Below are 24786 nucleotides of genomic sequence, written 5' to 3'. Positions count from 1 at the left end.
TCCCGAACAGGACAGTGAAACGCCTCTGCGCCGATGATAGTGCGGATTCCCGTGTGAAAGTAGGACATCGTCAGGCTATTTATTTAAACCCCCACCAGAGTAATCTGGCGGGGGTTTTGCTTTGGAGCGACGGTTCGCTTATCAGCGACACCGGATCAAGCCGTCCGGTCCGTGCGCACCGCGAGTACCACTGACGTGGTCGTCTTGATCACGCCCTCGATCTCTCCGATCTCGTCCAGCAGCGCGTCCAGCCGGGGCATCGATTCAGCGCGCAGCAGCGCGATGTAGTCGAATTCGCCGCTCACCGAGCACAGTTGTCGAAGCTCCGGTATCCGGGCGAGGCGGCGGGTCACGTCGCGACCCGATTTGGGCTCAGTGGTGATACCCACGTACGCGTTGACCCCACGATCCGCCTCGTCCTGCCCCAAGCGCACGGTGTAGCCCACGATCACGCCTTCGCGCTCCATGCGGCTCACCCTGGCCAACACCGTGGTGCGTGCTACACCGAGCTTGCGTGCGAGATTGGCGGCTGATTCCCGCGCGTTCGCCTGCAGCAGGGCGAGCAGGTCCCGATCGAGCTGGTCTTTGACAGTGGCGGGGAAAGCCGGGCGCGCGGAGATTCTGGGCATCGCGTAAAACGGAAACTCTGACGATTCGCATCGTAACGCTGACGATACGTCAGCCACACACGGGTTTTCGACGAACTCGCGCTATCTTCCGACCCCCACGCTCTCTAGACTTCGCCATCATTTCTTGAGGAGAACACCATGCGCGTCGTGCTGCTGGGAGCAGGTCATATCGGTCAACTCATCGCTCGGCTGCTGAGCGAAAGCGGTGACTACCAGGTGACCGTGGTTGACAAAAGCCAGGCCTCGCTGGCCAAGCTGGGCAACATGAAGGTCCGTACCACCGTGACGGACACGTCGGATGCGCGGGCGTTGCTGGAAGCGCTGCGTGGTCACGATGCGGTGATCAACGCGCTGCCCTACCACTTGGCCACCGTTGCCGCGACGCAGGCGCGCGAAGCCGGTTGCCACTATTTCGACCTGACCGAAGACGTGGCCGCCACGCGTGCCATCAAGGATCTGGCCAAAGGCTCGAGCACGGCTTTCATGCCGCAGTGCGGCCTGGCGCCCGGTTTCATCGGCATCGTCGCGCATCACCTGGCCAAGCAATTCGACAGCGTGCAGGACGTGAAGATGCGTGTGGGCGCGCTGCCAGCGTTTCCGACCAATGCGCTGAAGTACAACCTCACCTGGAGCGTCGACGGCCTGATCAACGAGTACTGCCATCCCTGCGAATCCATCCGTGATGGCAACCCGGTGGAGGTGATGGCGCTCGAGGGACTTGAGCACTTCTCGCTCGACGGGGTGGAGTACGAGGCGTTCAACACCTCCGGTGGCCTGGGCACGCTGTGCGAAACCTGGGCCGGCAAGGTGCGTTCGCTGGACTACAAGACCGTGCGCTATCCCGGCCATCGCGACCTGATGTGGATGCTGCTGGAAGAGCTGCAGCTGAAGAGCGACCAGGAAACGCTGAAGGACATCATGCGCCGCTCGGTGCCGATGACCATGCAGGACGTGGTGCTGGTGTTCGTCACCGTCAGCGGCCTGCGCAACGGCTCGCTGGTGCAGGAGGTGTTCGCGCGCAAGATCTTTGCCGACCGCGACGAAAGCCATCCGCTGTCCGCCATCCAGATCACCACGGCGGCCGGCATCTGTGCCGCGGTGGACCTGTTCCGTGAAGGCAAGCTGCCGCAGAAGGGCTTCATTCGCCAGGAGGAAGTAGAACTGCCGGCGTTCCTTGCCAACCGGTTCGGCAGCGCCTATCAGCAGTCGCGCCAGGTCGAGTCGATCGGCTGACGCACGGCAGGGGAGCGGGGCGACCGCTCCCCTATGATGGCCGCATGCAAGGCTGCGCGTACATCGATGGCGCCTTCGTCGCTCCGGAAGACGCCAAGATTTCCATCTTCGATTGGGGCTTCCTGCACTCCGACGCCACCTATGACGTCGCGCACGTGTGGCAGGGCCGCTTCTTCCGGCTGGATGACCACCTTGACCGCTTCGAACGCAGCCTGAAGGCTCTGCGCCTGGACCCCGGCGTCACGCGCGAAGAGATGCGCAGCGTGATGCACGAATGCGTGGCCCGCGCCGGCCTGCGCGATGCCTACGTGGAAGTGCTCTGCACACGCGGCATGCCCACTCCGGGCTCGCGCGACCCGCGCAGCTGCACCAACCGTTTCATGGCGTTTGCCATTCCCTTCGTGTGGATCGCCGACCCCGACAAACAGCGCCGCGGCGTGAACCTGATCGTCAGCGACGCGCAACGCATCCCGGCGCAAAGCGTGGATCCGCGCATCAAGAACTACCACTGGCTGGACTTCGTGAGCGGCCTGTTCAAAGCCTACGACCGCGGCGGCGAGACGGTGGTGCTGCCGGATGCCCAGGGCCATGTCACCGAAGGGCCTGGCTTCAACGTGTTTGCGGTGTTCTCCCGCCCAGGCGCTGCGCCGCTGGTGGTGACACCCGATGCCGGTGTGCTGGAGGGTGTCTCGCGCCGCACGGCGATCGAGCTTGCCCGCGCTGCCGGGTATGAGACACAGGAGAGGCCGCTCGCGGCCGACGAATTGCGCATCGCGGACGAAGTGTTCCTCACCAGCACCGGTGGTGGTGTGATCGCCATCGCGCAGGTGGATGGCCAGCCGGTGGGTGGCCGCGCCCCCGGCGCGTTCGGCCCGGTGACCACGCAGTTGCAACACGGGTATTGGGCCTTGCATGCCGACCCGCGCTACAGCGAAGCGGTGCGGCCGCTTCCCGGCGACCGCGCCTGACGCGGACGGGGCCGCAGCTATTGCGGCGTGAGCGCCGGCCGCGACAGGTTCAGCGCCGGACCGCCGGTCTGTTCCCGGTCATAGTCCTTCTGCGCCTCGACGATGCAATTGCGGCGCGTACGGCGCGGCTCCTTGCGGCAATCGGCCCGGGCACGCTCATAGGCTGCCTGCTGGTCGCTCTGGCGATCGGCCCGGGCCGTGCCCACCGGGCCTTGCGGCATCGCATTCGGGTCATTGCTCGCCGTGCCGGTCTGCGCCCACGCGGCGGGCATGGCGAGGGCCAGCGTGAGCAGGGCGGTGGTGGCGTTCATGGCGGTTCCTTCGCAAAGCGGGACAGCCTTGCTCCGCAACCGCCGTGCCCGCCAGCTACACCGCGGCCAGCGCCCGCTGCAGCTCGCCGCGCAAGTCGTTCACGTCCTCGATGCCCACCGACAGGCGGATCAGCGTGTCACCAATGCCGAGTGCGGCCCGCTGCTCGGCGGGAATGGACGCGTGCGTCATGATGGCCGGATGCTCGATCAGGCTTTCCACGCCGCCCAGGCTTTCGGCCAGGGAGAAGAGCTCGCAGGCCTCCAGGAAGCGACGTGAGCCGGCCAGGTCGGACTGGAGCTCGATGGAGATCATGCCGCCGAAGCCGTTGCGCATCTGGCGGCGGGCCAGGGCGTGCTGCGGATGCGTCTCCAGGCCGGGGTAGTGCACCTTTGCCACCTTCGGTTGGCCCTGCAGCCACTGCGCCAGCTGCAGCGCATTGCTGGAGTGGCGCTCCATGCGGATGGCCAGTGTCTTCACGCCACGCAAGGCCATGAACGAATCGAAGGGCGCCGCGATCGCACCCACCGCGTTGTGCAGGAATGCCAGCTGCTCGGCCAGCGCCGCATGGTGCGGCTGCTTGCCGACCACCGCCACGCCGCCCACGATGTCGGAGTGGCCGTTGAGGTACTTGGTGGTGGAGTGCACCACGATGTCGAAGCCCAGGTCCAGCGGCCGCTGCCCCCAGGGGCTGGCAAAGGTGTTGTCCGCCACGGCAATCAGGCCGTGTTCGCGCGCGATGGCGGCTACTGCTTCCAAGTCGGTGAGCTTGAGCAGCGGGTTGGAGGGTGTTTCCACCCACAGCATCCTGGTGTCCGGCCGGATGGCCGCGCGCAGGCGGTCCGGATTCGTGAGGTCCACGAAGCTGAAATCATGGCCCGCGCTGCGCCGCCGCACGCGCTCGAACAGGCGAAAGGAGCCGCCGTAGAGGTCGTCGCTGGCCACCACGTGCGAGCCGCTGTCCAGCAGCTCCAGCACGGTCGACATGCCTGCCAGCCCCGATGCGAAGGCATAACCGCGCTGGCCGTTCTCGAGGTTGGCCACACAGCGCTCGAAAGCCTCACGGGTCGGGTTCTGCGAGCGTGAATACTCGTAGCCCTTGTGCACCCCCGGGCTGCTTTGCACATAGGTGGAGGTGGCGTAGATGGGCGGCATGATCGCGCCCGTGGTCGGGTCGGGGGTCTGCCCGCCGTGGATCACGCGGGTGTTGAATCCGTGGTCGTTGTCGTTCGCACTCATGCGAGGCTTCTCCGCAGGTGGTTCAGCAGGTCGAACCGGGTGATGAGTCCATAGAAACGCTGGCGGTCGGCGATCACGGCCACCAGGCCGGCGTTGAGGGTGGACAGCAGGGTGTTCAAGTCGGCGTTGGGTGGCAGTGTTTCCACCCGCTGGCTCATGGCCGAGCGCACCGGCTCACGAAAGCGCTCCGAGTCACCGTGCACCCGCAGCAGCACGTCGGATTCATCGAGCAGGCCGATCAGGCGCCCCTCCTGGATGACGGGCAGCTGGGACACGTCGGCCGCGCGCATGCGCTGGAAGGCGGTGAGCAGGGCGTCGTCGGGGTTCACGCTGATCACCGCGTCGTCCTCGAAACGGCGCGAGATCAGGTCACGCAGGTCGCCCACCGTGGTGCGATGCAGCAGCCCCTGGTCGAACATCCAATGGTCGTTGAACACCTTGGACAGATAACGCGTGCCGGTGTCGCACACGAAGGTCACCACGCGCTGGGGCGTCTTCTGCGCGCGGCAGTGGCGCAGCGCCGCCGCCAGCAGCGTGCCGGTGGATGAGCCGCTGGCGATGCCTTCGCGCTTGAGCAGCTCGCGCGCAGTGCCGAAGCTCTCTTCGTCGTCGATGGTGTAGGCGGTGCGCACGCCGGACAGGTCGGCGATGGAGGGGATGAAGTCCTCGCCGATGCCTTCCACCGCCCAGGAGCCGGCTTCCCCCACCTTGCCGGTGGCGATGTAGTCGGCCAGCACCGAGCCCTTGGGGTCGGCGAGCACGATCTCGGTGTTCGGGCTCACCTTGCCGAAGTAGCGCTTCAAGCCGGTGAGGGTGCCGCCGGAGCCCACGCCGCACACGATGGCATCGATGCGGTGCCCCATCTGCTGCCAGATCTCCGGAGCGGTGGTCGTCTCATGGGCCAGCGGGTTGGCGGGGTTGTTGAACTGGTCGATGTAGTAGCTGTCCGGGATTTCTTTCGCCAGCCGCGCGGCGAAGTCCTGGTAGTAGGCGGGGTGGCCCTTGCCCACGTCCGACCGCGTGGTGTGCACTTCCGCACCCAGGGCCTTGAGGTGCAGCACCTTTTCGGCCGACATCTTGTCCGGCACCACCAGGCAGACCTTGTAGCCCTTGGCGCGCGCCACCAGGGCGAGCCCCAGTCCGGTGTTGCCGGCCGTGGCCTCGATCACCGTGCCGCCGGGCTTGAGCCGGCCCTCGCGTTCGGCCACCTCGATCATCGCCAGGCCGATGCGGTCCTTGATGGAGCCGCCGGGGTTCTGCGATTCGAGCTTGAGGAAAAGCTGGCAACAGCCGGTGTCGAAGCGCGTGACCTGCAACAGGGGTGTGTTGCCGATCAGGTCCAGTATCGCGGGCCGGGTGGAAGGGGTGGAAGTCACACTCATGGCGTTGAGGCTGCGTCGGTCTGCAGCCGCTGGTGGCCGCCACAGTGCGCGCAGCAAAGTTGTCGGTAGAGGCGGTGGAGCATACGCCGCGCGACCGGGGCCCACGATCCCCAAGGCATGAGCATGGTCGTTATCCGCATGAGGGCAAGCACCGAGGCGGCGGCCCACGGTTTACGCTTGCGGCCATGGCCTTCATGACCCTGCCGGCGCCGCCACCGCTGCGTCCCTTCGTGGACAAGCTGTGGGACTGGCATGTGGCGCCAGGCGCTTCCTTTGCGCTGGAGCGGGTGCTGCCGATGCCGATGGTGTCGGTCATCATCAATCTGGCGGAAGAGGAGACACGCGCCTATTCCGACGACGACGTGCACACCTGCGAGCGGCGTCCGGCCGCGGTGCTGGCTGGGCCGCAGACGCGCAGCATCATCATCGACACGGACGAGCAGGTGGCGGTGATGGGCGTGGTGTTCCAGCCCGGCGGTGCCGCTGCCTTTCTGCGCGAGCGCCTGGATGGCCTGTGCGATCGCGAAGTTGGCCTGGAGGCCTTGTTCGGCGCTCGCGCGCGACTGTTGCGTGAGCAGTTGCTGGAAGCGCCTGCCGCCGCCCAGCGGCTGGTGCGGTTGAGCGATTGGCTGACGCGGCAGGTGCCTCGCGCCGGCCCTGCATCGCCCGTGAGCTGGGCGCTGGCTGCGCTTGCACGCGAGCCCACGATGGCGCGTGTCGCCGGGCTGGCGCACCACTGCGGCCTGAGCGAGCGGCGCTTGCGCGCGCTGTTCAACGAGCAGGTGGGCATGAGTCCCAAGCGTTATGCCCGCGTATGCCGCTTCCGCGCCTTGATCGGCCACCTCCACGGCGGCGGCCCCGTGGAGTGGGCCCGGCTGGCAGTGGACGCCGGGCTGCACGACCAGGCTCACCTGGTGCATGAGTTCAAGGCCTTTGCCGGCATCACGCCCAGCGCCTACCTCGCCAGGCCGCGCAAGGATCCGATGCACGTGGCGTTGTAGCGCGGCGGAACCCTCCCTGGACCCTGTAGGCGCTGTCCGACACCGGCGTCAGCACTTCTCGGATTCGCGCAGCGAGCCACCCGCCCTACGATGGCTTCAACTGCAACGAGGACATCACATGCCGGACGAGAACACCAACCCGACCTGGATCCAGCGCTGCGCACAGCGCATCCAATTGCGCCACCTGGTGGCCGCGCCCGAGGCGATGGAGCTCGCCACCGAAATGCACCTGGCCTACGGCACGGCGGCCTGCCCGGAACGCGTGGCCGACGAACTGTTCGCCGAGCAGGACTGCCTGTAGGCAACCGCCAGCGGCACCGCCTGCGGGGCAGGCGAAGTCACCGTCCAGAAGCAAGACGGTGACTCCGCTTCGCTTTAGATGTGCAGTGCGTGCCCCAGGGCGCGCAGGGCGGCTTCCTGCACCGCCTCGCCCAGGGTGGGATGCGCATGGATGGTGCCCGCCACATCCTCCAGCCGGGCGCTCATCTCGATGGAATGCGAGAACGCCGTGCTCAGCTCGGACACGGCCCGGCCCACCGCCTGCCAGCCCAGGATGAGGTGGTTGTCGCGCCGTGCCACCACGCGCACGAAGCCGTCGGTGGATTCGATGCTCATGGCGCGCCCATTGGCAGCAAACGGGAACATCGCGCTGATGCAGTCGAGCCCTGCGTGTTCGGCCTCCGCGGGTGACTGGCCGACGACGACGACTTCCGGGTCAGTGAAACACACGGCCGGCATCGCCGCCGGCGCAAAGCGGCGCTTGTGGCCCGCGATCACCTCCGCCACCATTTCGCCCTGTGCCATCGCGCGGTGCGCCAGCATCGGCTCGCCGGTGAGGTCGCCGATGGCCCAGACGTTGCGCATCGAGGTGCGGCACTGGTCGTCCACCTTCAGCGCGCGGCCTGCCGTGTCCAGCTGCAGCGATTCCAGGTTGAAACCTTCGGTGCGCGGCTTGCGCCCCACGGCCACCAGCACGCGGTCAGCCGGCAAGGCGAACTCATCGGCGGTGGCGCTGCGCACCCGCACCGCATTGCCAGTGTCGGTAAGGCCTTGCACGCTGCAGCCCAGGTGCAGCACCACGCCCATGCGCTTGAGCGCTGCCAGCACCGGCTTGGTCAACTCTTCGTCGTAGGTGGGCAGCACGCGTTCTGTGGCTTCCACCACCGCCACCTCGGCGCCCAGCTTGCGGTAGGCGATGCCCAGCTCCAGCCCGATGTAGCCGGCACCGACGACCACCAGGCGCTTGGGCAGGGTGGCTGGAGTCAGCGCCTCCGTTGACGAAATCACGTTGCCGCCGAACGGCATGGAGGGCAACTGCACTGGCACCGAGCCCGTCGCCAGCAGCAGGTGTTCGCACTGGATGCGCTGCGTGCTGCCGTCGGTCGCCTTGACGTCCACCGTCTTGCCGTCCGCGATGCTGGCCCAGCCCTTGACCACCTGCACGCCGTTCTTCTTCAGCAGCGCACCGACTCCGCCGGTGAGCTTGCCCACGATGCCATCCTTCCAGCGCACCGTCTGAGCCAGGTCGATGCCGGGTGACTGCACGTGGATGCCCAGCGGCGAGCTGTTGGCGTAGTGGCGCACCTTGTCGAACTCTTCGGCGGCGTGGATCAGCGCCTTGGACGGAATGCAGCCGATGTTGAGGCAGGTGCCGCCCAGCTTGTCGCCTTCGACCAGCACGGTGGGGATGCCAAGCTGGCCGGCCCGGATGGCGGCCACGTAGCCGCCCGGCCCGCCGCCGATGACCAGCAGCGTTGTTGTTTGTGTGGCCATCGCTTACTCCACAAAGAGCATCGCCGGCGACTCCAGCATCGCGCGAATCGCCTGGATGAACTCCGCTGCATCCATGCCGTCGACCACGCGGTGGTCGAAGGAGGACGACAGGTTCATCATCTGCCTCGCCACCACCGCGCCGCCGCGGATCATCGGCCGCTCCACGATGCGGTTGACGCCGATGATCGCCACCTCCGGATGGTTGATCACCGGCGTGGTGACGATCCCACCCAGCGCGCCCAGGCTGGTGATGGTGATGGTGGAGCCGCTCAGCTCCTCGCGCGAGGCTTTGCCGGTGCGCGCGGCCTCCGCCAGGCGGCTCACTTCAGCCGCGATCGCCCAGGGATCACGCGACTCGGCATGCTGCACCACCGGCACCATCAGCCCCGCCTCGGTCTGCGTGGCGATGCCCAGGTGCACGGCGCCATGGCGGGTGACCACGCCGGCGTCGTCGTCGAAGCGTGCGTTCATCATCGGGAAGTCGCGCACCGCCAGCACCACCGCGCGCGCCAGCAGCGGCAGCAAGGTCAGCTTGCCGCGCTCGGCCGCGTACTTGGTGTTGAGCTTGGTGCGCAGCGCTTCCAGCTCGGTGACGTCCACTTCTTCCACATAGCTGAAGTGCGGGATGCGCCGCTTGGCGTCCTGCATCTTCTGCGCGATCTTGCGGCGCAGGCCGATGACGGGAGTGGCCTCTTCCTCATGGCGCTCTGCGTAGGCACTGCTGAGGCCGGTGCCCATCGGCTGGCCGCGCGAGGCCAGGTAGACGTCCAGGTCCTCATGCACGATGCGCCCGGCCGGGCCGCTGCCATGCACGTACTGCAGCTCGATGCCCAGCTCCCAGGCGCGGCGGCGCACGGCCGGCGAGGCGATCGGCTTGTCGCCGGCCGGGCGCGTAGGCGCCACCGGCGCACGCGCGACGACCGGCTGCTTCGCCTGCTCGGCGGGTGCGCCCTTGGAAGTGGTGCTCGGTGAAAGCACCGGCGCGACCGCCGTGCCACCTTCGGGGGACACCGGCGGTGAACTGGTCAGCGGCGCCGACGATGCGGATGACGCCGGTGCTGGCCCAGGCGCTGTCGCAGCCGGCCGCGCCGGCGCATCGCCCTTCACATTGCCTACACCGTCCACCTCCAGCCGGATGAGCTCGGCGCCCACCGCCATCTGCTCACCCACCTTGCCGCCCAGCGATACCACCTTGCCGACCACCGGCGAGGGAATCTCGACCGTGGCCTTGTCGGTCATCACGTCGGCCAGGATCTGGTCTTCCTTCACCTCGTCGCCCGGCTGCACGCGCCAGGCCACAAGTTCCACTTCAGCGATGCCTTCGCCGATGTCCGGCATCTTGATCACATGCATGCCCACGGTCAGGTCTCCATCGCACGTTTGAACGCGGCACCGATGCGCTCGGGGCCCGGGAAATAGGCCCACTCCTGCGCATGCGGGTAGGGCGTGTCCCAGCCCGCCACACGCTCGACGGGCGCTTCCAGGTGATAGAAGCAATGTTCCTGCACCAGCGAGGTCAGCTCGGCGCCGAAGCCGCTGGTCTGGGTGGCTTCATGCACCACCACGCAGCGGCCGGTCTTCTTCACCGATTCGACGATGGTGTCCAGGTCCAGCGGCCACAGCGTGCGCAGGTCGATGATCTCGGCGTCCACGCCGGTTTCAGTGGCCGCCGCATCCGACACCCAGACCATGGTGCCGTAGGTGATGACGGTCAGGTCCTTGCCGGGGCGGAACACCGCGGCCTTGTCCAGCGGCAGGCTGTAGTAACCCTCCGGCACCTTGCCCATTGGGTGCTTGGACCAGGGCACCACCGGGCGGTCGTGGTGGCCGTCGAACGGCCCGTTGTACAGCCGCTTGGGCTCCAGGAAGATCACGGGATCGTCGTTCTCGATCGAGGCGATCAGCAGGCCCTTGGCGTCGTAGGGGTTGCTGGGCATCACGGTGCGCAGGCCGCACACATGGGTGAACAGCGCCTCCGGGCTCTGGCTGTGCGTCTGGCCGCCATAGATGCCGCCGCCGCAGGGCATGCGGATGGTGATGGGCGCGGTGAAGTCGCCCGCCGAGCGGTAGCGCAGGCGCGCTGCTTCCGACACGATCTGGTCAGACGCCGGATAGAAGTAGTCGGCAAACTGGATCTCCACCACCGGCCGCAAGCCGTAGGCGCCCATGCCCACCGCGGTGCCCACGATGCCGCCTTCGGAGATGGGCGCATCGAAGCAGCGGGACTTGCCGTACTTGGCCTGCAGCCCTTCGGTCACGCGGAACACGCCGCCGAAGTAGCCCACGTCCTGGCCGTAGACCACCACGTTCTCGTCGCGCGCCATCATCACGTCCATGGCCGAGCGCAAGGCCTGGATCATCGTCATCGAGGCCGTCTTGCCGAGCTCGCTGCCCGGCTCGCTGCCCGGCTCGTTGCCGGGTGCGGCTTCCTTGGTCTTCGTGAGCATGTTCATACCCCCAACTGCTGGCGTTGCCGGCGCAGGTGCTCCGGCATGTCCTTGTAGACGTCCTCGAACATCGAGGCCGCGCTCGGGATGTGGCCGTCCAGCAGGGTGCCGTGGCTTTCGGCTTCCTTCTGCGCGGCGGCCACCTCGGCTTCCAGTTCCTTCTGCACCTGGTCGTGCTGGGCGTCCGACCATTCGCCGATGGCGATGAGGTGCTGCTTCAGCCGAGCGATCGGGTCGCCCAGTGGGAAGCGCTGCCAGTCGTCGGCCGGCCGGTACTTCGACGGGTCGTCGGACGTGGAGTGCGGGCCGGCGCGGTAGGTCACCCACTCGATCAGCGTGGGGCCCAGGTTGCTGCGTGCGCGTTCGGCCGCCCATTGCGACGCGGCATACACCGCGAGGAAGTCATTGCCGTCCACCCGCAACGACGCGATGCCGCAGCCCACGCCGCGGGCAGCGAACGTGGTCGCCTCGCCGCCCGCGATGGCCTGGAAGGTGGAGATCGCCCACTGGTTGTTCACCACGTTCAGGATCACCGGCGCGCGGTACACGTGGGCGAAGGTGAGGGCGGTGTGGAAGTCCGATTCCGCCGTGGCGCCGTCGCCGATCCAGGCCGACGCGATCTTGGTGTCGCCCTTGATCGCCGAGGCCATGCCCCAGCCCACCGCCTGGATGAACTGCGTGGCCAGGTTGCCCGAGATGGTGAAGAAGCCGGCGCGCTTGTACGAATACATCACCGGCAGCTGGCGCCCTTTGAGGGGATCGCGCTCGTTGCTCATCAGCTGGCACATCATCTCGACCATGGAGATGTCGTCGCGCGCCAGCAGCAGCCCCTGCTGCCGATAGGTGGGAAAGCACATGTCGCCCTGTTGCAGCGCCAGGGAGTGGGCCACCGCAATCGCTTCCTCGCCCAGGCACTGCATGTAGAACGACAGCTTCTTCTGGCGCTGCGCGATCAGCATGCGGGCGTCGAAGATGCGCGTCTTCATCATCGCGCGCAAGCCCTTGCGCAGCCGGGTGGCATCGATCTCGGGCGCCCACGGCCCGACGGCCTGGCCGTTTTCGTCGAGCACGCGCACCAAGGCATACGCCAGGTCGTGCGTGTCCTGAGGGGTGGTGTCGGTGGGGGGGCGGCGCACGGTGCCGGCGGGCGACACGTGCAGGTAGGAAAAGTCGGTCTTGCAGCCGGGGCGCCCGGTGGGCTCCGGCACGTGCAGACGCAGCGGCGCTTGCTCTGTGCTCATGCGCATTCAGCTCCGTGCCCGATCGTGTCGAGCGGTGTGTCGCTTGAAAGAGGCCAGCACGCAGGGTGGCCGCGTGCCATGCCGGTGGGGCAAACCGCGTGCGGGGTGTCCGTGCGCGGCATGCGAGGCAAGGGTACTGGATTTTTGCGGACCACCGCGGCGCCAAGCCCGCCCGGCCGGAGAGGGGAATCCCTGGTGTTTGGGGGCGGGCGCATGGGCGCCGGCCGGCATGATGCGCGCCATGACAGCCCAGCACCTGCGTTCCGTCGAGGCCAAGGCCTTTGTTCCCGCCAAGGACTTTGTCCTCGCCCAGCGCTTCTACCAAGAGCTGGGTTTCACCATGGAATGGGCCAACGACGAGGTGGCGCAGTTCCGCCACGGGCCCTGCAGCTTCCTGCTGCAGAACTTCTACCGGGCCGAGCTGGCCGACAACTTCATGATGCACCTGCAGGTCGAGGATGTGGACCGCTGGTGGGCGGCGCTGCAGCCGGTGGTGCTGCGCCACGGCGTGCGCTGCGAAGCGCCGTCCGACAAACCCTGGGGCATGCGCGATTTCGCGATGGTGGACCCCAGCGGTGTGCTGTGGCGCATCGGGCAAACCCTCTAAGGGCGCCATTCAACCGGCGTGGCGAACCGGCCGATACTGCTTTTCAGCGCGGCACTGCAGCCCTGCTTAAGGGTTTACACGAGCATGACGCTGTCACCATCGAAGCCAGTCGCCGTGGAGCGCAAGCTGGCCTACGGCATGGTGGCCGTGGGCTGGCTGATGGTGGCGGCGGTGGCCTCCAGCTATTTCATCAAGGTGGCGGCCGACCGCGTGGAGGAGCTGGGTGCCGAATCGCTCGCGCGCTCGGTGGAGCTGGACCGTGCGCTGGTGAGCATCCTGGATGCCGAAACCCGGCAACGCGGTTTCCTGATCACCGGCCGGGACGAGCAGCTGCAGCCTTACGAGGGGGCACGTGTGCGCGCCGCCTCCGCCTTCACCAACCTGCGCTTCGTCTATGCCGAGGATTCGGCCACCTTGCACGACATCGAGCTGCTGGCCCAGACCGCGCAGCGCAAGCTCACGCAGCTGCAGGCGGCCATCGACGCCCGCAAGGCAGGTGCGTCCGAGCGTGCGCGCGCGCTGGTGGCAGCGGAGGATGACCGCGAGACCATGGAGCGCGTGCTGGGCACCCTGGCCGACCTGAAGCAGCGCGAAGCCGCCACCCATGACCACCTGGCCCGCGTGGTGGATGGCCGCCGTACCGTGCTGCTGTATGTGGAGGTGCTGGTGCTGGCGCTGATGCTGGGTGGCGGCGTGGTGGCCTATCGGTCGCTGGCGGCCCAGGTGCGCGCGCGCCAGGCCTTGTCCGACCGGCTGGCGCAACAGGCGCTGCAGGATGCGTTGACCCTGCTGCCGAACCGGCGCCACTTCAGCGACGAGCTGGCCCGCAGCATCGCACGCGCGGCGCGCAAGGACGAGCAGCGGGCGCTGCTGTTCATCGACCTGGACGGTTTCAAGCGCATCAACGACGAGCTGGGCCACCATGTGGGCGACCAGCTGCTGCAGGCGGTGGCCCAGCGTTTTGCCGGGGTGGTGCGCCGCAGCGACTTCGTGGCCCGCCTGGGCGGCGACGAGTTCGCGGTGCTGCTGGAAGCCTACACGGCTGAAGGCGCGCAGCTGCTGGCACAGCGGCTGATCCAGGCCGTGCAGGAGCCGCTATTGCCCGCCCATCCGGAGCATCGCATCAGCGCCAGCATCGGCATAGCCGTGTACCCGCAGGACGCCAACGAGCCCACCGGCCTGCTCAGCCGGGCCGACGCGGCCATGTACCTGGCCAAACACGCCGGCAAGGGCACCGTGCGCACCTGTGCCTGAGCCCATGGCATATTGGTCCGCATGAAACCCATCGATCCGGACATCGGCAGCGCACGCGCCTGCGTGATCGACGGGGACCTGGCCTCGCGCGCCGAGCTCACCAGCGCGCTCAAGCGCTTTGGCGTCGGCCACGTCGACCAGCTGCAGAGGCCCACGGACGCGGCCCGGGTGCTGCCGGCACTGCAGTACGACATCGTGCTGTGCGACTCGAGCTTTGCCGACGACCCCATGACCGGCCAGCAGCTGATCGACCAGCTGCGCCAGGCCCAGCAGCTGCCGCTGTCCACCATCGTGATCCTGATCTCCAGTGACGCGGGTTATGCGCAGGTGGCCGAAGCCGCCGAGGCTGCGCTGGATGCCTACCTGATCCGGCCCTATACCCGGGAGGCGCTGCGCCACAAGCTGCAGGAAGCGCGGCGGCGCAAGCGCCTGCTGCAGCCCATCCTGGACCGGGTGGAGAACAAGGCCTTTGCCGAAGCGGCGCAGCTGTGCACCGCGTTGTACGAGGCCAAGACCGAAGGTTGGGTGCAAGCCGCCCGCATCGGCGCTGAACTGCTGCTGCAGCTGGGCGATGCGCAAGCGGCGATGCGCCTGCAGGAGGCGGTGCTGGCCACCAAGGCCTTGCCGTGGGCGCGCACCGGCATCACGCCCGCGCCACCGGGCGAAGCCGGTGCCCCGGCGGCGTCCCGTCGCACGCTGGAGAGCCTGCTGGCGCAACAGCCCGGGCAGTCGGATGCCTACGACCTGATGTGCCGCACGCTGCTGGAACAAGGCCATTCGCAGGACGCGCTGGCCGCGATGCGGCGCGCGGCGCAGCTCACGCCGGGCAGCGTGCCGCGGCTGCAGAAGCTCGGTGTGCTGGCCTTCTACTATGGCGACCCCACGGAAGCCACCGACGCGCTGCAGCAGGCCACCGACATCGGCCTGAGCGCGAAACAATACGACCTGCAGGGCCTGGTCCTGCTGGCCACCTTGCAGTTCGACCGGCGCCAGACCCGGCCGCTGGCGCAGCTGCACAGCAGCTTCGGCCGCATCCTGGCCAGCGTGCCCGGCAGTGCGCGCCTGGTGCGCTTTGGTGCGGTGCTGGACACGTTGCGCCTGCTGTCGCTAGGCCGCATGGCCGATGCGGTGGCGCAGGTGCGGCAGATGCTCGAAGCGGTGCACGATCCGCTGTTCGATTTCGAGGCCGCCTGCAATGCGCTCATGCTGGCCGCACGGCTGGCCCGTGAAGACCACCCGATGGAGGACATCGACGCGTCGCTCACCCGGCTGGCGCGGCGCTTTGCGGTGTCCAAGGCCAGCACGGAGCTGCTGGCCAGTGCCGCCCGGCTGGAGGCCGACGTGGTGGGCACCATCCGCGAGGGCCACAGCCACATCGGCAAGCTGGCGGAGCAGGGCGTCACCCTGTCGGTGCAGCGCAAGCCGCAGGCGGCGGTGGAGGCGCTGCTGGCCGGCTCGGAAGAAACCCTCAACCGCCGGTTGCTGGACCTGGCCGAGCACACGCTGCAGCGCCACCATGCGGCCATCCGCGAGGCCGACGCGCTGCAGCACCGCATCGACGAGCTCCGCAGCCGCTATCACAGCTACGGCGCGCAGCTGCGGCTGGCCACGCCCGGCGGGCCTTGAGGATCAGGCGGCTGGCGTGACGCCAGACCGCACGGGGTACACCACCTCAAACCGCTCGCACACCACCGGCATCTGCGGTGTGGGCGTTCGCTGCAGGCGTTCACACTCGCGGCAAAAGTAGCGCCAGTGTGCGTCGCGCCAGTAGGCGAGCGATCCATCGCCTTCGCCCTCGGCCGCGGCAAACTCGGAACTCACCTGGTCGAACGGCAGCAGTTCAACCGCCGTGGTTTCGATCACGCATACCGGCGCGCCAGCCCAGGTGGTCACGACGCTCAACGCACCCGGTGTCGGCATGGGCGTGCCGTGGTGTTCGTTGCTCCACGCCAGCCCGGCGGTCGCCCGTTTGGTGCCCGCGAGGACCAGCGCGGCCAAGGCATCCGCGTCGGCTTCGTTGTCGCAGAAGCAGAACGACTCGTAGAAGCGGGCGTGCACCCCGTTTCCATGCTGGCGGGCGAAGTCGTTCCAGAATGCCTGGATGGCTTCGGGGAGGGTGGTTGCCGGGATCATGGGGGGGAGGTAGCCAGACCGTTCAGCGCTGGGTCCGTTGGTTCACCAGGCGCTTGGGTGCCTTCGCTTCCCAGGCATGCAGCACGAGTGGCTCCACCACCGATGGGTCGGCCTGGCGCAGGTCGACGCGAAGGCCGACCACCTTGCTGCCCCAGGTGAGCTTCTCAAGGAAGTGGGGATGCATGGCCAGCGCCGGTTCGCGATGCGGTTCGGCGGCGAACACGTGCATGTGCTGTCCGTCCGGCGGCACGGTGACGAAGATCTTGCCTCGGACGCGCCAGGAGGCGTAGTCGAAGTGCGGCTCCTCGGTCACTTCGGGCAGTGCCAGGGCGAAGCGGCGCAGCCGCGCCAGCAGGCGCTCAGCCGGCATGCGGGATGCGGTAGAGGTCACGGTCCAGCCCGTCGGGAAAGCGCTGGCGGCCGATCTTCTGGCCGCCCAGCCGTTGCACCAGCGCCCTGGCCGGCCCGTTGTTGTCGTGCATGTAGGTCTCCACGCTGTCCCACTTGAATTCACGATAGGCGTGCGCCACCGCGGCCTGGGACGCTTCGTACGCCAGCCCCGCGCCGCGCGCCTCGGGCAGCAGCCACCAGGTGAGTTCGCGCGGCCAGCCCAGGCCCTGCCAGAAGCCGCACACGCCCACCAGGTCACCTTGTTCACGCCGCTGGATCAGCCAGACACCAAAGCCCTGCAGCTGCCAGCCGCCCAGGTCCGCGGCCAGCCGGGCCCAGGCAGCGCCCGGTGACAGCGGCCCGCCATAGGCGGCGGAGGCCGACGCATCCGTATAGAACCGTTGATACACGGCCTGCGCTTGCGCACCGGGCGGCTGCAGCACGAGGCGGTCGGTGGTGAGGGTAGGGATGTGCATCGGTGGGCTTCGTGCCGGGTCGCCATGCAGAGGCGCCATTGTGGCGGGCCTGCGGGACCCTTGCCGGCGCAGGCCGCGCGCTGCGCCCTGTGGCGCGGCCGCGGGTGCACGCGGGTGGAGCGATAGACTTCACGGCTGGTGTCCGGCCGCCTTGCAGGGCGGCCGTGGTGCTGCCTCCCACCATGTACGCCTCCTTCTTCGGCCTCAAGCAAGAGCCTTTTTCCATCGCACCCGATCCGCGCTACCTCTTCATGAGCGAGCGCCACCGGGAGGCGTTGGCGCACCTGCTGTACGGTGTGCGCGGGGGCGGCGGCTTCGTGCTGCTCAGCGGCGAGATCGGCGCGGGCAAGACCACGGTCTGCCGCTGCTTCCTGGAGCAGTTGCCCAAGCGCTGCAACGTCGCCTACATCTTCAACCCCAAGCTCACAGTGGAGGAGCTGCTGCGCTCGGTGTGCGACGAGTTCCGCATCCCCTATGAACATGCCGGGCCGGGCCAGCCGACGGTGAAGGACTATGTCGACGCGCTGAACGACTACCTGCTGCGTACGCACGCGGTCGGCCAGAACAACGTGCTGATCATCGACGAGGCGCAGAACCTGTCGGCCGATGTGCTTGAGCAGCTGCGCCTGCTGACCAACCTGGAAACCAGCGAGCGCAAGCTGCTGCAGATCGTGCTGATCGGACAGCCGGAGCTGCGTAGCATGCTGGCCCGGCCGGAGCTGGAGCAGCTGGCCCAGCGGGTGATTGCGCGTTTCCACCTGGACGCGCTGTCCGAGCGCGAAACCGAGCAGTACATCCGCCACCGCCTCGGTGTGGCGGGGCTGGGCAAGGCCTTGCCCTTCGACCGCAAGGCGATGCAGCGCATCCACCGCATCTCGCGCGGTGTGCCGCGCCGCATCAACCTGTTGTGCGACCGCGCCCTGCTGGGCGCCTATGCCAGCGGTCAGCCAGTGGTGGACCGGCGCATCGTGGACAAGGCGGCCGCCGAGGTGTTCGACCTCGGCGCCGCACCGGCATTGCTGCCTGCGCACGGATCGCCGCTGCATGGCGGGGGGGGCCCACCGGCACGCCCGGGCCGCTCTGCGGCGCTGCGCCTGGCGCTCGGCCTGGTGGCAGGTGCCGGCTTGTTCGCACTGGCGGCCTTGACCTTGGACACCGGCTGGCGGCGCGGCGCCAGCACCGCGCCGGCCGGTACCGCGCGGGCCCATGCAGCGTCTTCCACCGGCGCGGACGGCGCGGTCGTGGCGCGGGCACGAGCTGCCCCTGCGGCATCCACGGCGGTGGCGAGCACGGTCGTACCAATGCCGCCCCTGGCCGACGACGCAGCAGTGGGCTGGCTGGCGTCGGAGAAGGAAGCATGGCGCCAATTGGCGGCCGCCTGGGGCCTGGCATTGGGGGAGGGCGAGCCTTGCCAAGCGGCGCAGCGCCAGCAGGTGCAGTGCTTCCGCAGCACGGCCGGCAGCCTGGCCCTGATCCACCAGCTCGATCGCCCCGGCATCCTCACCCTGCATGACGACCGTGCCGGCGCACCGCGCCCCGCCTATGCGCTGCTGCTGGGCTTCAATGCGCAGGGCGCCGTGCTGCGCACCGCTGACGGCCCGCGCACGGTGTCGCTGGGCCGGCTGGCGCAGCTGTGGCGCGGCGACTTCGCCACCTTCTGGCGCGCGCCGCCCACTTATCCCGGCAAGCCTGCGGAAGCAGCGGGCGGCGCCCTGGCTGACTGGCTGGCCGCGCGCTTGGCCCAGCTGCCCGGCGAAGCCGGCACGGCGGCGTCCGGTGAACGTCCGCTGGGCGCGCGCATCGCGGCCTTCCAGGTGGCCCAGGGCCTCAAGCCGGACGGCCTGGCCGGCCCCATAACGCTCATGCAGCTCAACCGCGCCACCGGCATCGACGAGCCGCGCCTGACTTCGCCGAGGTAAAGCCCGTGTCCTATGTGCTCGACGCCCTGAAAAAAGCAGACGCGCAACGCGAGCTGGCGCGCGGTGGCGTGCCGGGGTTGCACACCCAGCCGATGCCCGCCGCATCGGACGCTGAGCGTGGCCCGGTGGCGTTGGCGCCGTGGATGTGGACGGCGGTGGGCGCGGGCGCCGTGCTCGTGGGCGCGCTGGTGTGGCGGTTGTGGCCGCAGGCCGAAGCGCCGGCGGGCCCCATCGCTGTTGCGCCTGCGCTGCTGCCGTCTGCTGCGCCATCGGTGGTGGCCACACCACCGGCCCCGATGCCGGCACCGATCACGCAGGCGCACGGATCGGCCGCCACGCAGGCGCCTGCGCCAGCCCCGCCGGTCGTCCAGCCGCCGCCGGCCGTTGCGCACCCACCGGCGGCCACGCGAGTCGCCGAGTCGCCTGCCGTCGTCGCCAGGCCGCCCACACAACCACAGCCAGCACAGCCAGTACAGCCAGCACAGAAGGCCCCGCCAGTGGCCGCGCGTACCACGCCCGGCCCGGTGCCCGATGCAACGGCAGCCGCGCGCCCGGCAACCGACGCGGCCGGCCACGACACCCAACCCGAAGGCCGCATCCTGTCGCAACGCGAGTTGCCGCCGGAGATCCAGCGCGAGCTGCCGCCGCTGGTGGTGGGGGGGTCCATCTATTCGGAGAGCCCGGCGAACCGCTTCCTCATCCTCAATGGGCAGGTGCTGCACGAGAACGACAAGCTCGGTCCGGAGCTCACGCTGGAGCAGATCCGCTTGAAGCTCGCCGTGCTGCGCTACAAGGGCTACCGCTTCCGCATCACGTACTGAAGCCCGATCGGCGCGGCCGTGCATCACGCGCCGCTGTCGCCGGCGTGATTCGCGTTTCGTCCTGTCACGTTTGACGCATTCGCTCGCAGCTCACCGTCAAAAACGGTCAACCGTTTCTTCGGTGACCGGATGAAAGCCGCTCGCGCGCTGCCAACTAGTGACGCCTTTTTGCAGCGTGCCGGTCGCATCATGCGCGGCATTGCGGGCACGTGACCTGCGTAGGTCCAGCCATAAGGCCGGGCCTGCGTGCCCGCCGCAGATCAGCAAAGAGGGGTTGAAGTGCACTCACTTCGTGAGGGACATGCGCCGGGCGCAGCCTTGCCGTGGCAACAGCGGGCGCAGGCGGCAGGCGGCTGGTTCCAGCGTGAAGAAGCCATCATGGGCACGGCCATCAGCGTGCAGCTGTGGGCCGCCCAGCGGGCTGACGCCAACGCCGCCATGTCCGCCGTCATGGCGGAGATGCACCGCATCGACCGGTCGATGAGCCCCTTCAAGCCGGAGTCCGAGCTCTCGCGCATCAACCGCAACGCGGCCCAGTGGCCAGTGCATGTGAGCGAGGAGATGTTCGGCCTGCTGCAGCGCGCAGTGCAGTTCTCGCGCCTGTCGGCCGGCGCCTTCGACATCACCTATGCCGGCGCGGGCCACCTGTACGACTACCGCGAGCATGTGCGCCCGAGCGAGGAAGCGCTGGCCGCAGCGCGCCAGGCCATCGGCTATCGCCATCTGCTGCTCGACCCGGTGGCGCGCACCGTGTGCTTCGCGCGCGAGGGCGTGCGCATCGACCTGGGCGGCTTCGCCAAGGGCCACGCGGTCGACAATGCCACCGCGATCCTGCGCCGCCACGGTGTTGCCCACGCCATCGTGTCCGCCGGCGGCGACAGCCGCGTGATCGGCGACCGGCGCGGCCGGCCCTGGACCATTGCGATCCGCCACCCGCGCCGCCCCGGCGAGGTGGTGGCCGTGCTGCCACTAGAAGACGTGGCGATCTCCACCTCGGGCGACTACGAGCGCTTCTTCGAACAGGACGGCGTGCGCTGGCACCACCTGATCGATCCGAAGACCGGCAAGTCGCCCACCAGCATCCACAGCGTCACCATCCTGGCAGCCGACGGCCTGACGGCCGAAGCCTTGTCCAAGAGCGTGTTCGTGATGGGTGTGAAGGATGGCCTGCGCCTCGTGGAGTCGCAGCCTGGCGTCGATGCTGTCGTGGTCGATGCGGCCGGGGTGCTGCACTGTTCGTCGGGCTTGCTCGGCGGCGCTGCATCCCAGCAATAAGAACCAACAACCGCCAGCAGCTCGCTCAGGGATCGAACGTCAGGAGGATCAGATGGACCATTCAACAGCAATCCGGGCCCGGGGCGCCGCAGCGGCGGCGCTCGCCGTGCTGGCCGCGGCGCTCAGCGCCTGCGGCAGCGGCACCAGCAGCGAGGAGAGCACTGTCACCGTGCAGGGCGACGTGCCCATCGCGTATGTGAAGCGCGTCAACACGATCGGCATGAACCCCACCAACGGCGCGCCGAGCGCGCCCGGTGGCGACCTGATCATCCGCGAGAAGTCCTCGCCCAGCGCACCCGAGCACAACATCACCGCGCAGTTCACGCAGGGCCAGGGCGATGCGTCCGACCCCGAGGTGTCGTACGACGGCAAGAAGATCGTCTTCTCGATGCGCTGCCCCGCGTCGAACACGTCCAAGATCGGCGGCCAGCCGGCTTGCACCGGCCACTGGAACATCTGGGAATACGACATGACCACCGGTGGCCTCACCGGCGGCAGCTTCCGGCGCATCACTGCCTCCACGCAGGACGATGACGTGGACCCGGTGTACCTGCCGGCCGGCAAGGGCTTCGTCTTCTCGTCCAACCGCCAGACCAAGTCGTTCCAGAAGCAGGCGCTGGGCAAGAGCTACTACGCGCTGGACGAGTACGAGCGCGAGCGGGTGTTCAACCTGCACCAGATGGACGCGCAGGGCGGCCACATCGAGCAGACCTCGTTCAACCAGAGCCACGACCGCAACCCGGTGATCCGGCCCAACGGCGACGTGATGTTCTCGCGCTGGGACCATGTGGGCGGACGCAACCACTTCAAGGTGTTCCGTGCCAAGCCGGACGGCACCGACGTGTTCGTGCTGTACGGTGCGCACAGCGAAGGCAACAGCTTCCTGCATCCGCGCGACATGGACCCGGCCGGCCCGTACAAGGGTTTTCTGTCGTCCGACCTGATGCCGCTGTCGCGCACCCATGAAGGCGGCGCGCTCGTGTTCGTGGATGCGGCCAACTATTCGGAGCAGAACACGCCGGCCAATTCCACCGTGCCGGTGCAGGGCGGCCAGATGCAGCCCGTGGATCCGACCAAGCCGCTGAACCTCAACGGCGGCTTTTCGCGCTGGGGCCGCGTGACCACGCCTTATCCGCTGTGGGATGGCACCAACCGCGTGCTGGTCGCCTACCGGCCCTGCGAGGTCACCCGCAAGGGTGTGGTGGTGCCGTGCGCCACCTTGACGGAAGCCGAGGTCGCGCGCCTGTCCGAAGAGGAGCGCACCATGGACGAGGCAGCGGCCGACGAGGTGCAGGACAACGTGCCGCCGTCCTACGCCATCTACATGTTCGACCCCGCCAAGCAGACCTGGCTCAACGTGGCCGCGCCGCCCCCGGGCTTCATGTACACCGACCCGGTGGCCATCCAGGCACGCACCGAGCCCAACGCCACCGAGCCCACCAACGTGGACCCGGTGCTGGCCACCGAGGACATGGGCCTGCTGGAAGTGCGCAGCGTCTACGACACCGACGGCCTGGGCCGCATGGGCGACGCGGTGCTGACCGCCGCCGACCTGGGCCCGAACTGCACCACCGCCATCCCCAAGACCGCGCCCACCGACCCGGGCGACACGCGTGCGCAGGTGGCCGACCTCAAGCGCATGAAGGACCCGGCCGACCCGGCCTACCTGTGCTCGCCGGCCCGCTTCATCCGTGCGGTGCGTGCGGTGGCGCCGCCCTCCAGCACCATGGGCCTGCGCAGCGCGATCGGCGAGACCGAGTTCGAGATGCAGCAGATCCTGGGTTATGCGCCGATCGAGCCGGATGGTTCCTTCAAGCTCAAGGTGCCGGCCGACACGCCGATCGCCCTGGCGGTGGTGGATGCCGAAGGCCGCGCCTTCCAGACCCACACCAACTGGATCCAGGTGCGCCCCGGCGAGCGCCGCACCTGCGACGGCTGCCACAGCCCGCGCCGCGGCGGTGCGTTGAACTCCGGCGCCATCGTGGACAGCGTGCCCGCAGGCCTGAAGACGGCCATGGCCGCCGCCCACCAGGCCGGTGAAACCATGGCCTCCACCCGCACCCGGCTGGACCCGACGGCCCTGAGCCTGGTGGCCGACATGGTGAGCAGCGACATCTGGGCCGACACCACCAAGAGCGGCGTCACCGCGCGGCCCCCGGTCGCCGTGCGCTACACCGGCAACACCAACCCGGCCGACAACCTGGCCACCCCGGTGCCCACCAACGGCATCATCAACTACCCCGACCACATCGCCCCGTTGTGGACGCGCGACCGCGGCACCAACACCTGCGTCAACTGCCACAGCACGCCGGCCAAGCTGGACCTGCGGGCCACCGTGGCGGGCACCGGCCGCGTCACCTCGTATGAAGAGCTGATGGTGGGTGACCCGGTGATCGACCCCACCACCGGCCGGCCGCAAACGCGCATCGAAGAGGGCGTGCCCGTCATCGTGCGCGGTCCCGCGCTGGTGGACACGGCCGCCAGCGAAGGCGAAGCCTTCGGCCTGGCACGCAAGAGCCGGCTGGTGGAAATCCTCTGGGGCCAGCAGCTGATGGCCGGCGCCTCCGCGCGCACGGCACATCCCACGCCGCCCAGCCCCGCGCCCAACCACGCCACCATGTTGAACGCGGCCGAGAAGCGCCTGGTGGCCGAGTGGATCGACCTGGGCGGCAAGTACTACAACGACCCATTCGATGGCGCCAGCGGCGTGCGCACCGTCAGCACGCTGAGCCAGGCCACCTTCGAGGCGCAGGTGTACCCGACCTTGCGCTCGCAATGTGCCAGCTGCCACCAGGCGGTGGGCAGCAACGGGGCGGCGCCGCTCACCACCTCGTTCCGCGACAACCGCTTCGTGCTCACCGGCGACGCGGAGGGCGACTTCAACGTCACGCTGACGATGATTTCCGACACCTGCCATGCGGACCAGAACTACCTGCTGAACAAGCCGTCCACCGTGCCGCATCCGGCGGCAGTGACGACGCAGACCACCGCGGTGTTGCCGGTGGGCAGCACGGCCTACAACAGCATCGCCAACTGGATCCTCACCGGATGTCCCAACCCCTGAGCCTGCGCCGGCGCCTTCGGGTGGCCGGCACCTGCCTCGCCGCAGCGGCCGCCCTGGCCGGCTGCGGCGGTGGCGGCAACCCGCTGGACAACCCGCCGGACGTGAGCAACCCGCCACCGCCGGCTTCCGGCCAGCGGCTGTCGTTCGCGTATTTCCAGAAGTGCATCAACCCGGTGTTCAACGCGCCGCTGCCCAGCACCGTGAACGGCGTGACCACGGTGAACACCTGCGCTGCATCGGGCTGCCACGCCACCGCCACCGGCACCGGCGGTGCCTTTCGCGTGGTGCCCACCGCGCAACCCGTGGACCTGAGCGACCCGGCCAACACGCCGGACGCGGTGCGGCTGACCGACATGTACAAGAACTTCTATTCGGCGCAAGGCGAGGTGGTGATCGGCTCCACCACCGACAGCCGCTTGATCGCCAAGCCGCGCCTGCTCAACGTGCTGCATGGCGGCGGCCTCATCTTCCCGAATGACCAGGACCCGCTGGTCAAGCTGTTCGAGTACTGGATCACCCATCCCACGCCGCAAGGCCAGGACGAATTCAGCACCGCCGCCAACGGCATGTTCACCCCGCCCGATCCGGCGACCGGCACCTGCAACACCCAATGAACAGCGCCCAC

General features: G+C 68.5%; 24 protein-coding genes. 12 read left to right on the top strand and 12 right to left on the bottom strand.

Annotated elements, in window-relative coordinates; genetic code table 11:
* Positions 1 to 155: 155 nt before the first annotated feature.
* On the bottom strand, positions 156 to 629 hold the full coding sequence (locus VPH43_RS22770) for an Lrp/AsnC family transcriptional regulator (protein ID WP_328580056.1): 474 nt from the start codon (positions 627 to 629) through the stop codon (positions 156 to 158).
* Between the two features lie 138 nt (positions 630 to 767).
* On the opposite strand from VPH43_RS22770, the gene VPH43_RS22765 reads away from it, so the two are divergent.
* Positions 768 to 1862, top strand: coding sequence for a saccharopine dehydrogenase family protein (locus VPH43_RS22765; protein WP_328580055.1), 1095 nt, complete (start codon positions 768 to 770; stop codon positions 1860 to 1862).
* Between the two features lie 44 nt (positions 1863 to 1906).
* Positions 1907 to 2830, top strand: coding sequence for an aminotransferase class IV (locus VPH43_RS22760; RefSeq protein ID WP_328580054.1), 924 nt, complete (start codon positions 1907 to 1909; stop codon positions 2828 to 2830).
* Between the two features lie 17 nt (positions 2831 to 2847).
* Here VPH43_RS22760 and VPH43_RS22755 read toward each other — a convergent pair whose 3' ends face one another.
* The 3 genes from VPH43_RS22755 to VPH43_RS22745 are packed head-to-tail and all read right to left on the bottom strand — an operon-like array spanning position 2848 to position 5760.
* The gene (locus VPH43_RS22755; RefSeq protein ID WP_328580053.1) at positions 2848 to 3141 is read right to left on the bottom strand and encodes a hypothetical protein; all 294 of its coding nucleotides are present in this window, start codon (positions 3139 to 3141) and stop codon (positions 2848 to 2850) included.
* Positions 3142 to 3196: 55 nt separating this feature from the next.
* The gene (locus VPH43_RS22750; RefSeq protein ID WP_328580052.1) at positions 3197 to 4378 is read right to left on the bottom strand and encodes a trans-sulfuration enzyme family protein; all 1182 of its coding nucleotides are present in this window, start codon (positions 4376 to 4378) and stop codon (positions 3197 to 3199) included.
* Positions 4375 to 5760 (bottom strand): pyridoxal-phosphate dependent enzyme, encoded by a 1386-nt coding sequence (locus VPH43_RS22745; RefSeq protein WP_328580051.1) that lies wholly within the window; start codon positions 5758 to 5760, stop codon positions 4375 to 4377. The genes VPH43_RS22750 and VPH43_RS22745 overlap by 4 nt, the downstream gene beginning before the upstream one ends.
* Before the next feature lie 185 nt (positions 5761 to 5945).
* Between VPH43_RS22745 and VPH43_RS22740 the strand changes: the two genes are divergently transcribed.
* Together VPH43_RS22740 and VPH43_RS22735 are read left to right on the top strand one after the other, a co-directional pair.
* Entirely contained in the window at positions 5946 to 6761 is an 816-nt protein-coding gene (locus VPH43_RS22740; RefSeq protein WP_328580050.1) for a helix-turn-helix domain-containing protein, read from the top strand.
* A gap of 118 nt (positions 6762 to 6879) precedes the next feature.
* A complete protein-coding gene (locus VPH43_RS22735; protein WP_328580049.1) occupies positions 6880 to 7062 on the top strand; it encodes a hypothetical protein in 183 nt (60 codons plus the stop codon).
* Between the two features lie 74 nt (positions 7063 to 7136).
* Here the strand turns inward: VPH43_RS22735 and lpdA are convergent, their stop codons facing one another.
* From lpdA to VPH43_RS22715, 4 genes are all read right to left on the bottom strand, one after another.
* Positions 7137 to 8534 carry a dihydrolipoyl dehydrogenase gene (lpdA, locus tag VPH43_RS22730; protein ID WP_328580048.1) on the bottom strand — a complete coding sequence of 466 codons (1398 nt, stop codon included), beginning with the start codon at positions 8532 to 8534 and terminating at the stop codon, positions 7137 to 7139.
* Between the two features lie 3 nt (positions 8535 to 8537).
* Complete coding sequence (locus tag VPH43_RS22725) at positions 8538 to 9893, bottom strand: dihydrolipoamide acetyltransferase family protein (RefSeq protein ID WP_328580047.1); 1356 nt, start codon at positions 9891 to 9893, stop codon at positions 8538 to 8540.
* 2 nt (positions 9894 to 9895) lie between these two features.
* A complete protein-coding gene (locus VPH43_RS22720) occupies positions 9896 to 10900 on the bottom strand; it encodes an alpha-ketoacid dehydrogenase subunit beta (protein ID WP_328580062.1) in 1005 nt (334 codons plus the stop codon).
* A gap of 83 nt (positions 10901 to 10983) precedes the next feature.
* Entirely contained in the window at positions 10984 to 12222 is a 1239-nt protein-coding gene (locus VPH43_RS22715) for a 3-methyl-2-oxobutanoate dehydrogenase (2-methylpropanoyl-transferring) subunit alpha (protein ID WP_328580046.1), read from the bottom strand.
* 241 nt (positions 12223 to 12463) lie between these two features.
* Here VPH43_RS22715 and VPH43_RS22710 point away from each other — a divergent pair, with 241 nt between their 5' ends.
* The 3 genes from VPH43_RS22710 (at position 12464) to VPH43_RS22700 (ending at position 15709) form a co-directional block, all read left to right on the top strand.
* Complete coding sequence (locus VPH43_RS22710) at positions 12464 to 12829, top strand: VOC family protein (RefSeq protein WP_328580045.1); 366 nt, start codon at positions 12464 to 12466, stop codon at positions 12827 to 12829.
* An 84-nt stretch (positions 12830 to 12913) separates the two neighbouring features.
* Positions 12914 to 14083 (top strand): diguanylate cyclase domain-containing protein, encoded by a 1170-nt coding sequence (locus VPH43_RS22705; protein WP_328580044.1) that lies wholly within the window; start codon positions 12914 to 12916, stop codon positions 14081 to 14083.
* A gap of 21 nt (positions 14084 to 14104) precedes the next feature.
* Positions 14105 to 15709 (top strand): response regulator, encoded by a 1605-nt coding sequence (locus tag VPH43_RS22700; RefSeq protein ID WP_328580043.1) that lies wholly within the window; start codon positions 14105 to 14107, stop codon positions 15707 to 15709.
* 3 nt (positions 15710 to 15712) lie between these two features.
* Here the strand turns inward: VPH43_RS22700 and VPH43_RS22695 are convergent, their stop codons facing one another.
* Genes VPH43_RS22695 through VPH43_RS22685 form a run of 3 tightly spaced genes read right to left on the bottom strand, consistent with a single transcriptional unit; the run spans position 15713 to position 17082 of the window.
* Positions 15713 to 16216: an ASCH domain-containing protein gene (locus VPH43_RS22695; RefSeq protein ID WP_328580042.1), complete on the bottom strand. Its 504-nt coding sequence runs from the start codon at positions 16214 to 16216 to the stop codon at positions 15713 to 15715.
* Positions 16217 to 16238: 22 nt separating this feature from the next.
* Positions 16239 to 16586 carry an MmcQ/YjbR family DNA-binding protein gene (locus VPH43_RS22690; RefSeq protein ID WP_328580041.1) on the bottom strand — a complete coding sequence of 116 codons (348 nt, stop codon included), beginning with the start codon at positions 16584 to 16586 and terminating at the stop codon, positions 16239 to 16241.
* Entirely contained in the window at positions 16576 to 17082 is a 507-nt protein-coding gene (locus VPH43_RS22685) for a GNAT family N-acetyltransferase (RefSeq protein WP_328580040.1), read from the bottom strand. The genes VPH43_RS22690 and VPH43_RS22685 overlap by 11 nt, the downstream gene beginning before the upstream one ends.
* Before the next feature lie 182 nt (positions 17083 to 17264).
* On the opposite strand from VPH43_RS22685, the gene VPH43_RS22680 reads away from it, so the two are divergent.
* Together VPH43_RS22680 and VPH43_RS22675 are read left to right on the top strand one after the other, a co-directional pair.
* Entirely contained in the window at positions 17265 to 19001 is a 1737-nt protein-coding gene (locus VPH43_RS22680) for an AAA family ATPase (RefSeq protein WP_328580061.1), read from the top strand.
* 5 nt (positions 19002 to 19006) lie between these two features.
* The gene (locus VPH43_RS22675) at positions 19007 to 19822 is read left to right on the top strand and encodes a general secretion pathway protein GspB (RefSeq protein ID WP_328580039.1); all 816 of its coding nucleotides are present in this window, start codon (positions 19007 to 19009) and stop codon (positions 19820 to 19822) included.
* Between the two features lie 96 nt (positions 19823 to 19918).
* Here the strand turns inward: VPH43_RS22675 and VPH43_RS22670 are convergent, their stop codons facing one another.
* On the bottom strand, positions 19919 to 20107 hold the full coding sequence (locus VPH43_RS22670) for a hypothetical protein (RefSeq protein ID WP_328580038.1): 189 nt from the start codon (positions 20105 to 20107) through the stop codon (positions 19919 to 19921).
* 33 nt (positions 20108 to 20140) lie between these two features.
* On the opposite strand from VPH43_RS22670, the gene VPH43_RS22665 reads away from it, so the two are divergent.
* The 3 genes from VPH43_RS22665 to VPH43_RS22655 are packed head-to-tail and all read left to right on the top strand — an operon-like array spanning position 20141 to position 24775.
* On the top strand, positions 20141 to 21097 hold the full coding sequence (locus tag VPH43_RS22665; protein ID WP_328580037.1) for an FAD:protein FMN transferase: 957 nt from the start codon (positions 20141 to 20143) through the stop codon (positions 21095 to 21097).
* 52 nt (positions 21098 to 21149) lie between these two features.
* Entirely contained in the window at positions 21150 to 24161 is a 3012-nt protein-coding gene (locus tag VPH43_RS22660; protein ID WP_328580036.1) for a hypothetical protein, read from the top strand.
* The gene (locus tag VPH43_RS22655) at positions 24146 to 24775 is read left to right on the top strand and encodes a hypothetical protein (RefSeq protein WP_328580035.1); all 630 of its coding nucleotides are present in this window, start codon (positions 24146 to 24148) and stop codon (positions 24773 to 24775) included. The genes VPH43_RS22660 and VPH43_RS22655 overlap by 16 nt, the downstream gene beginning before the upstream one ends.
* Positions 24776 to 24786 lie beyond the last annotated feature (11 nt).

Source organism: Ideonella sp. BN130291, from assembly GCF_036231905.1.
Lineage (GTDB): Bacteria > Pseudomonadota > Gammaproteobacteria > Burkholderiales > Burkholderiaceae_C > CAMLIZ01.
Note: the sequence above shows the minus strand (reverse complement) of the source record. Positions and strands in the feature narration are given on the sequence as shown.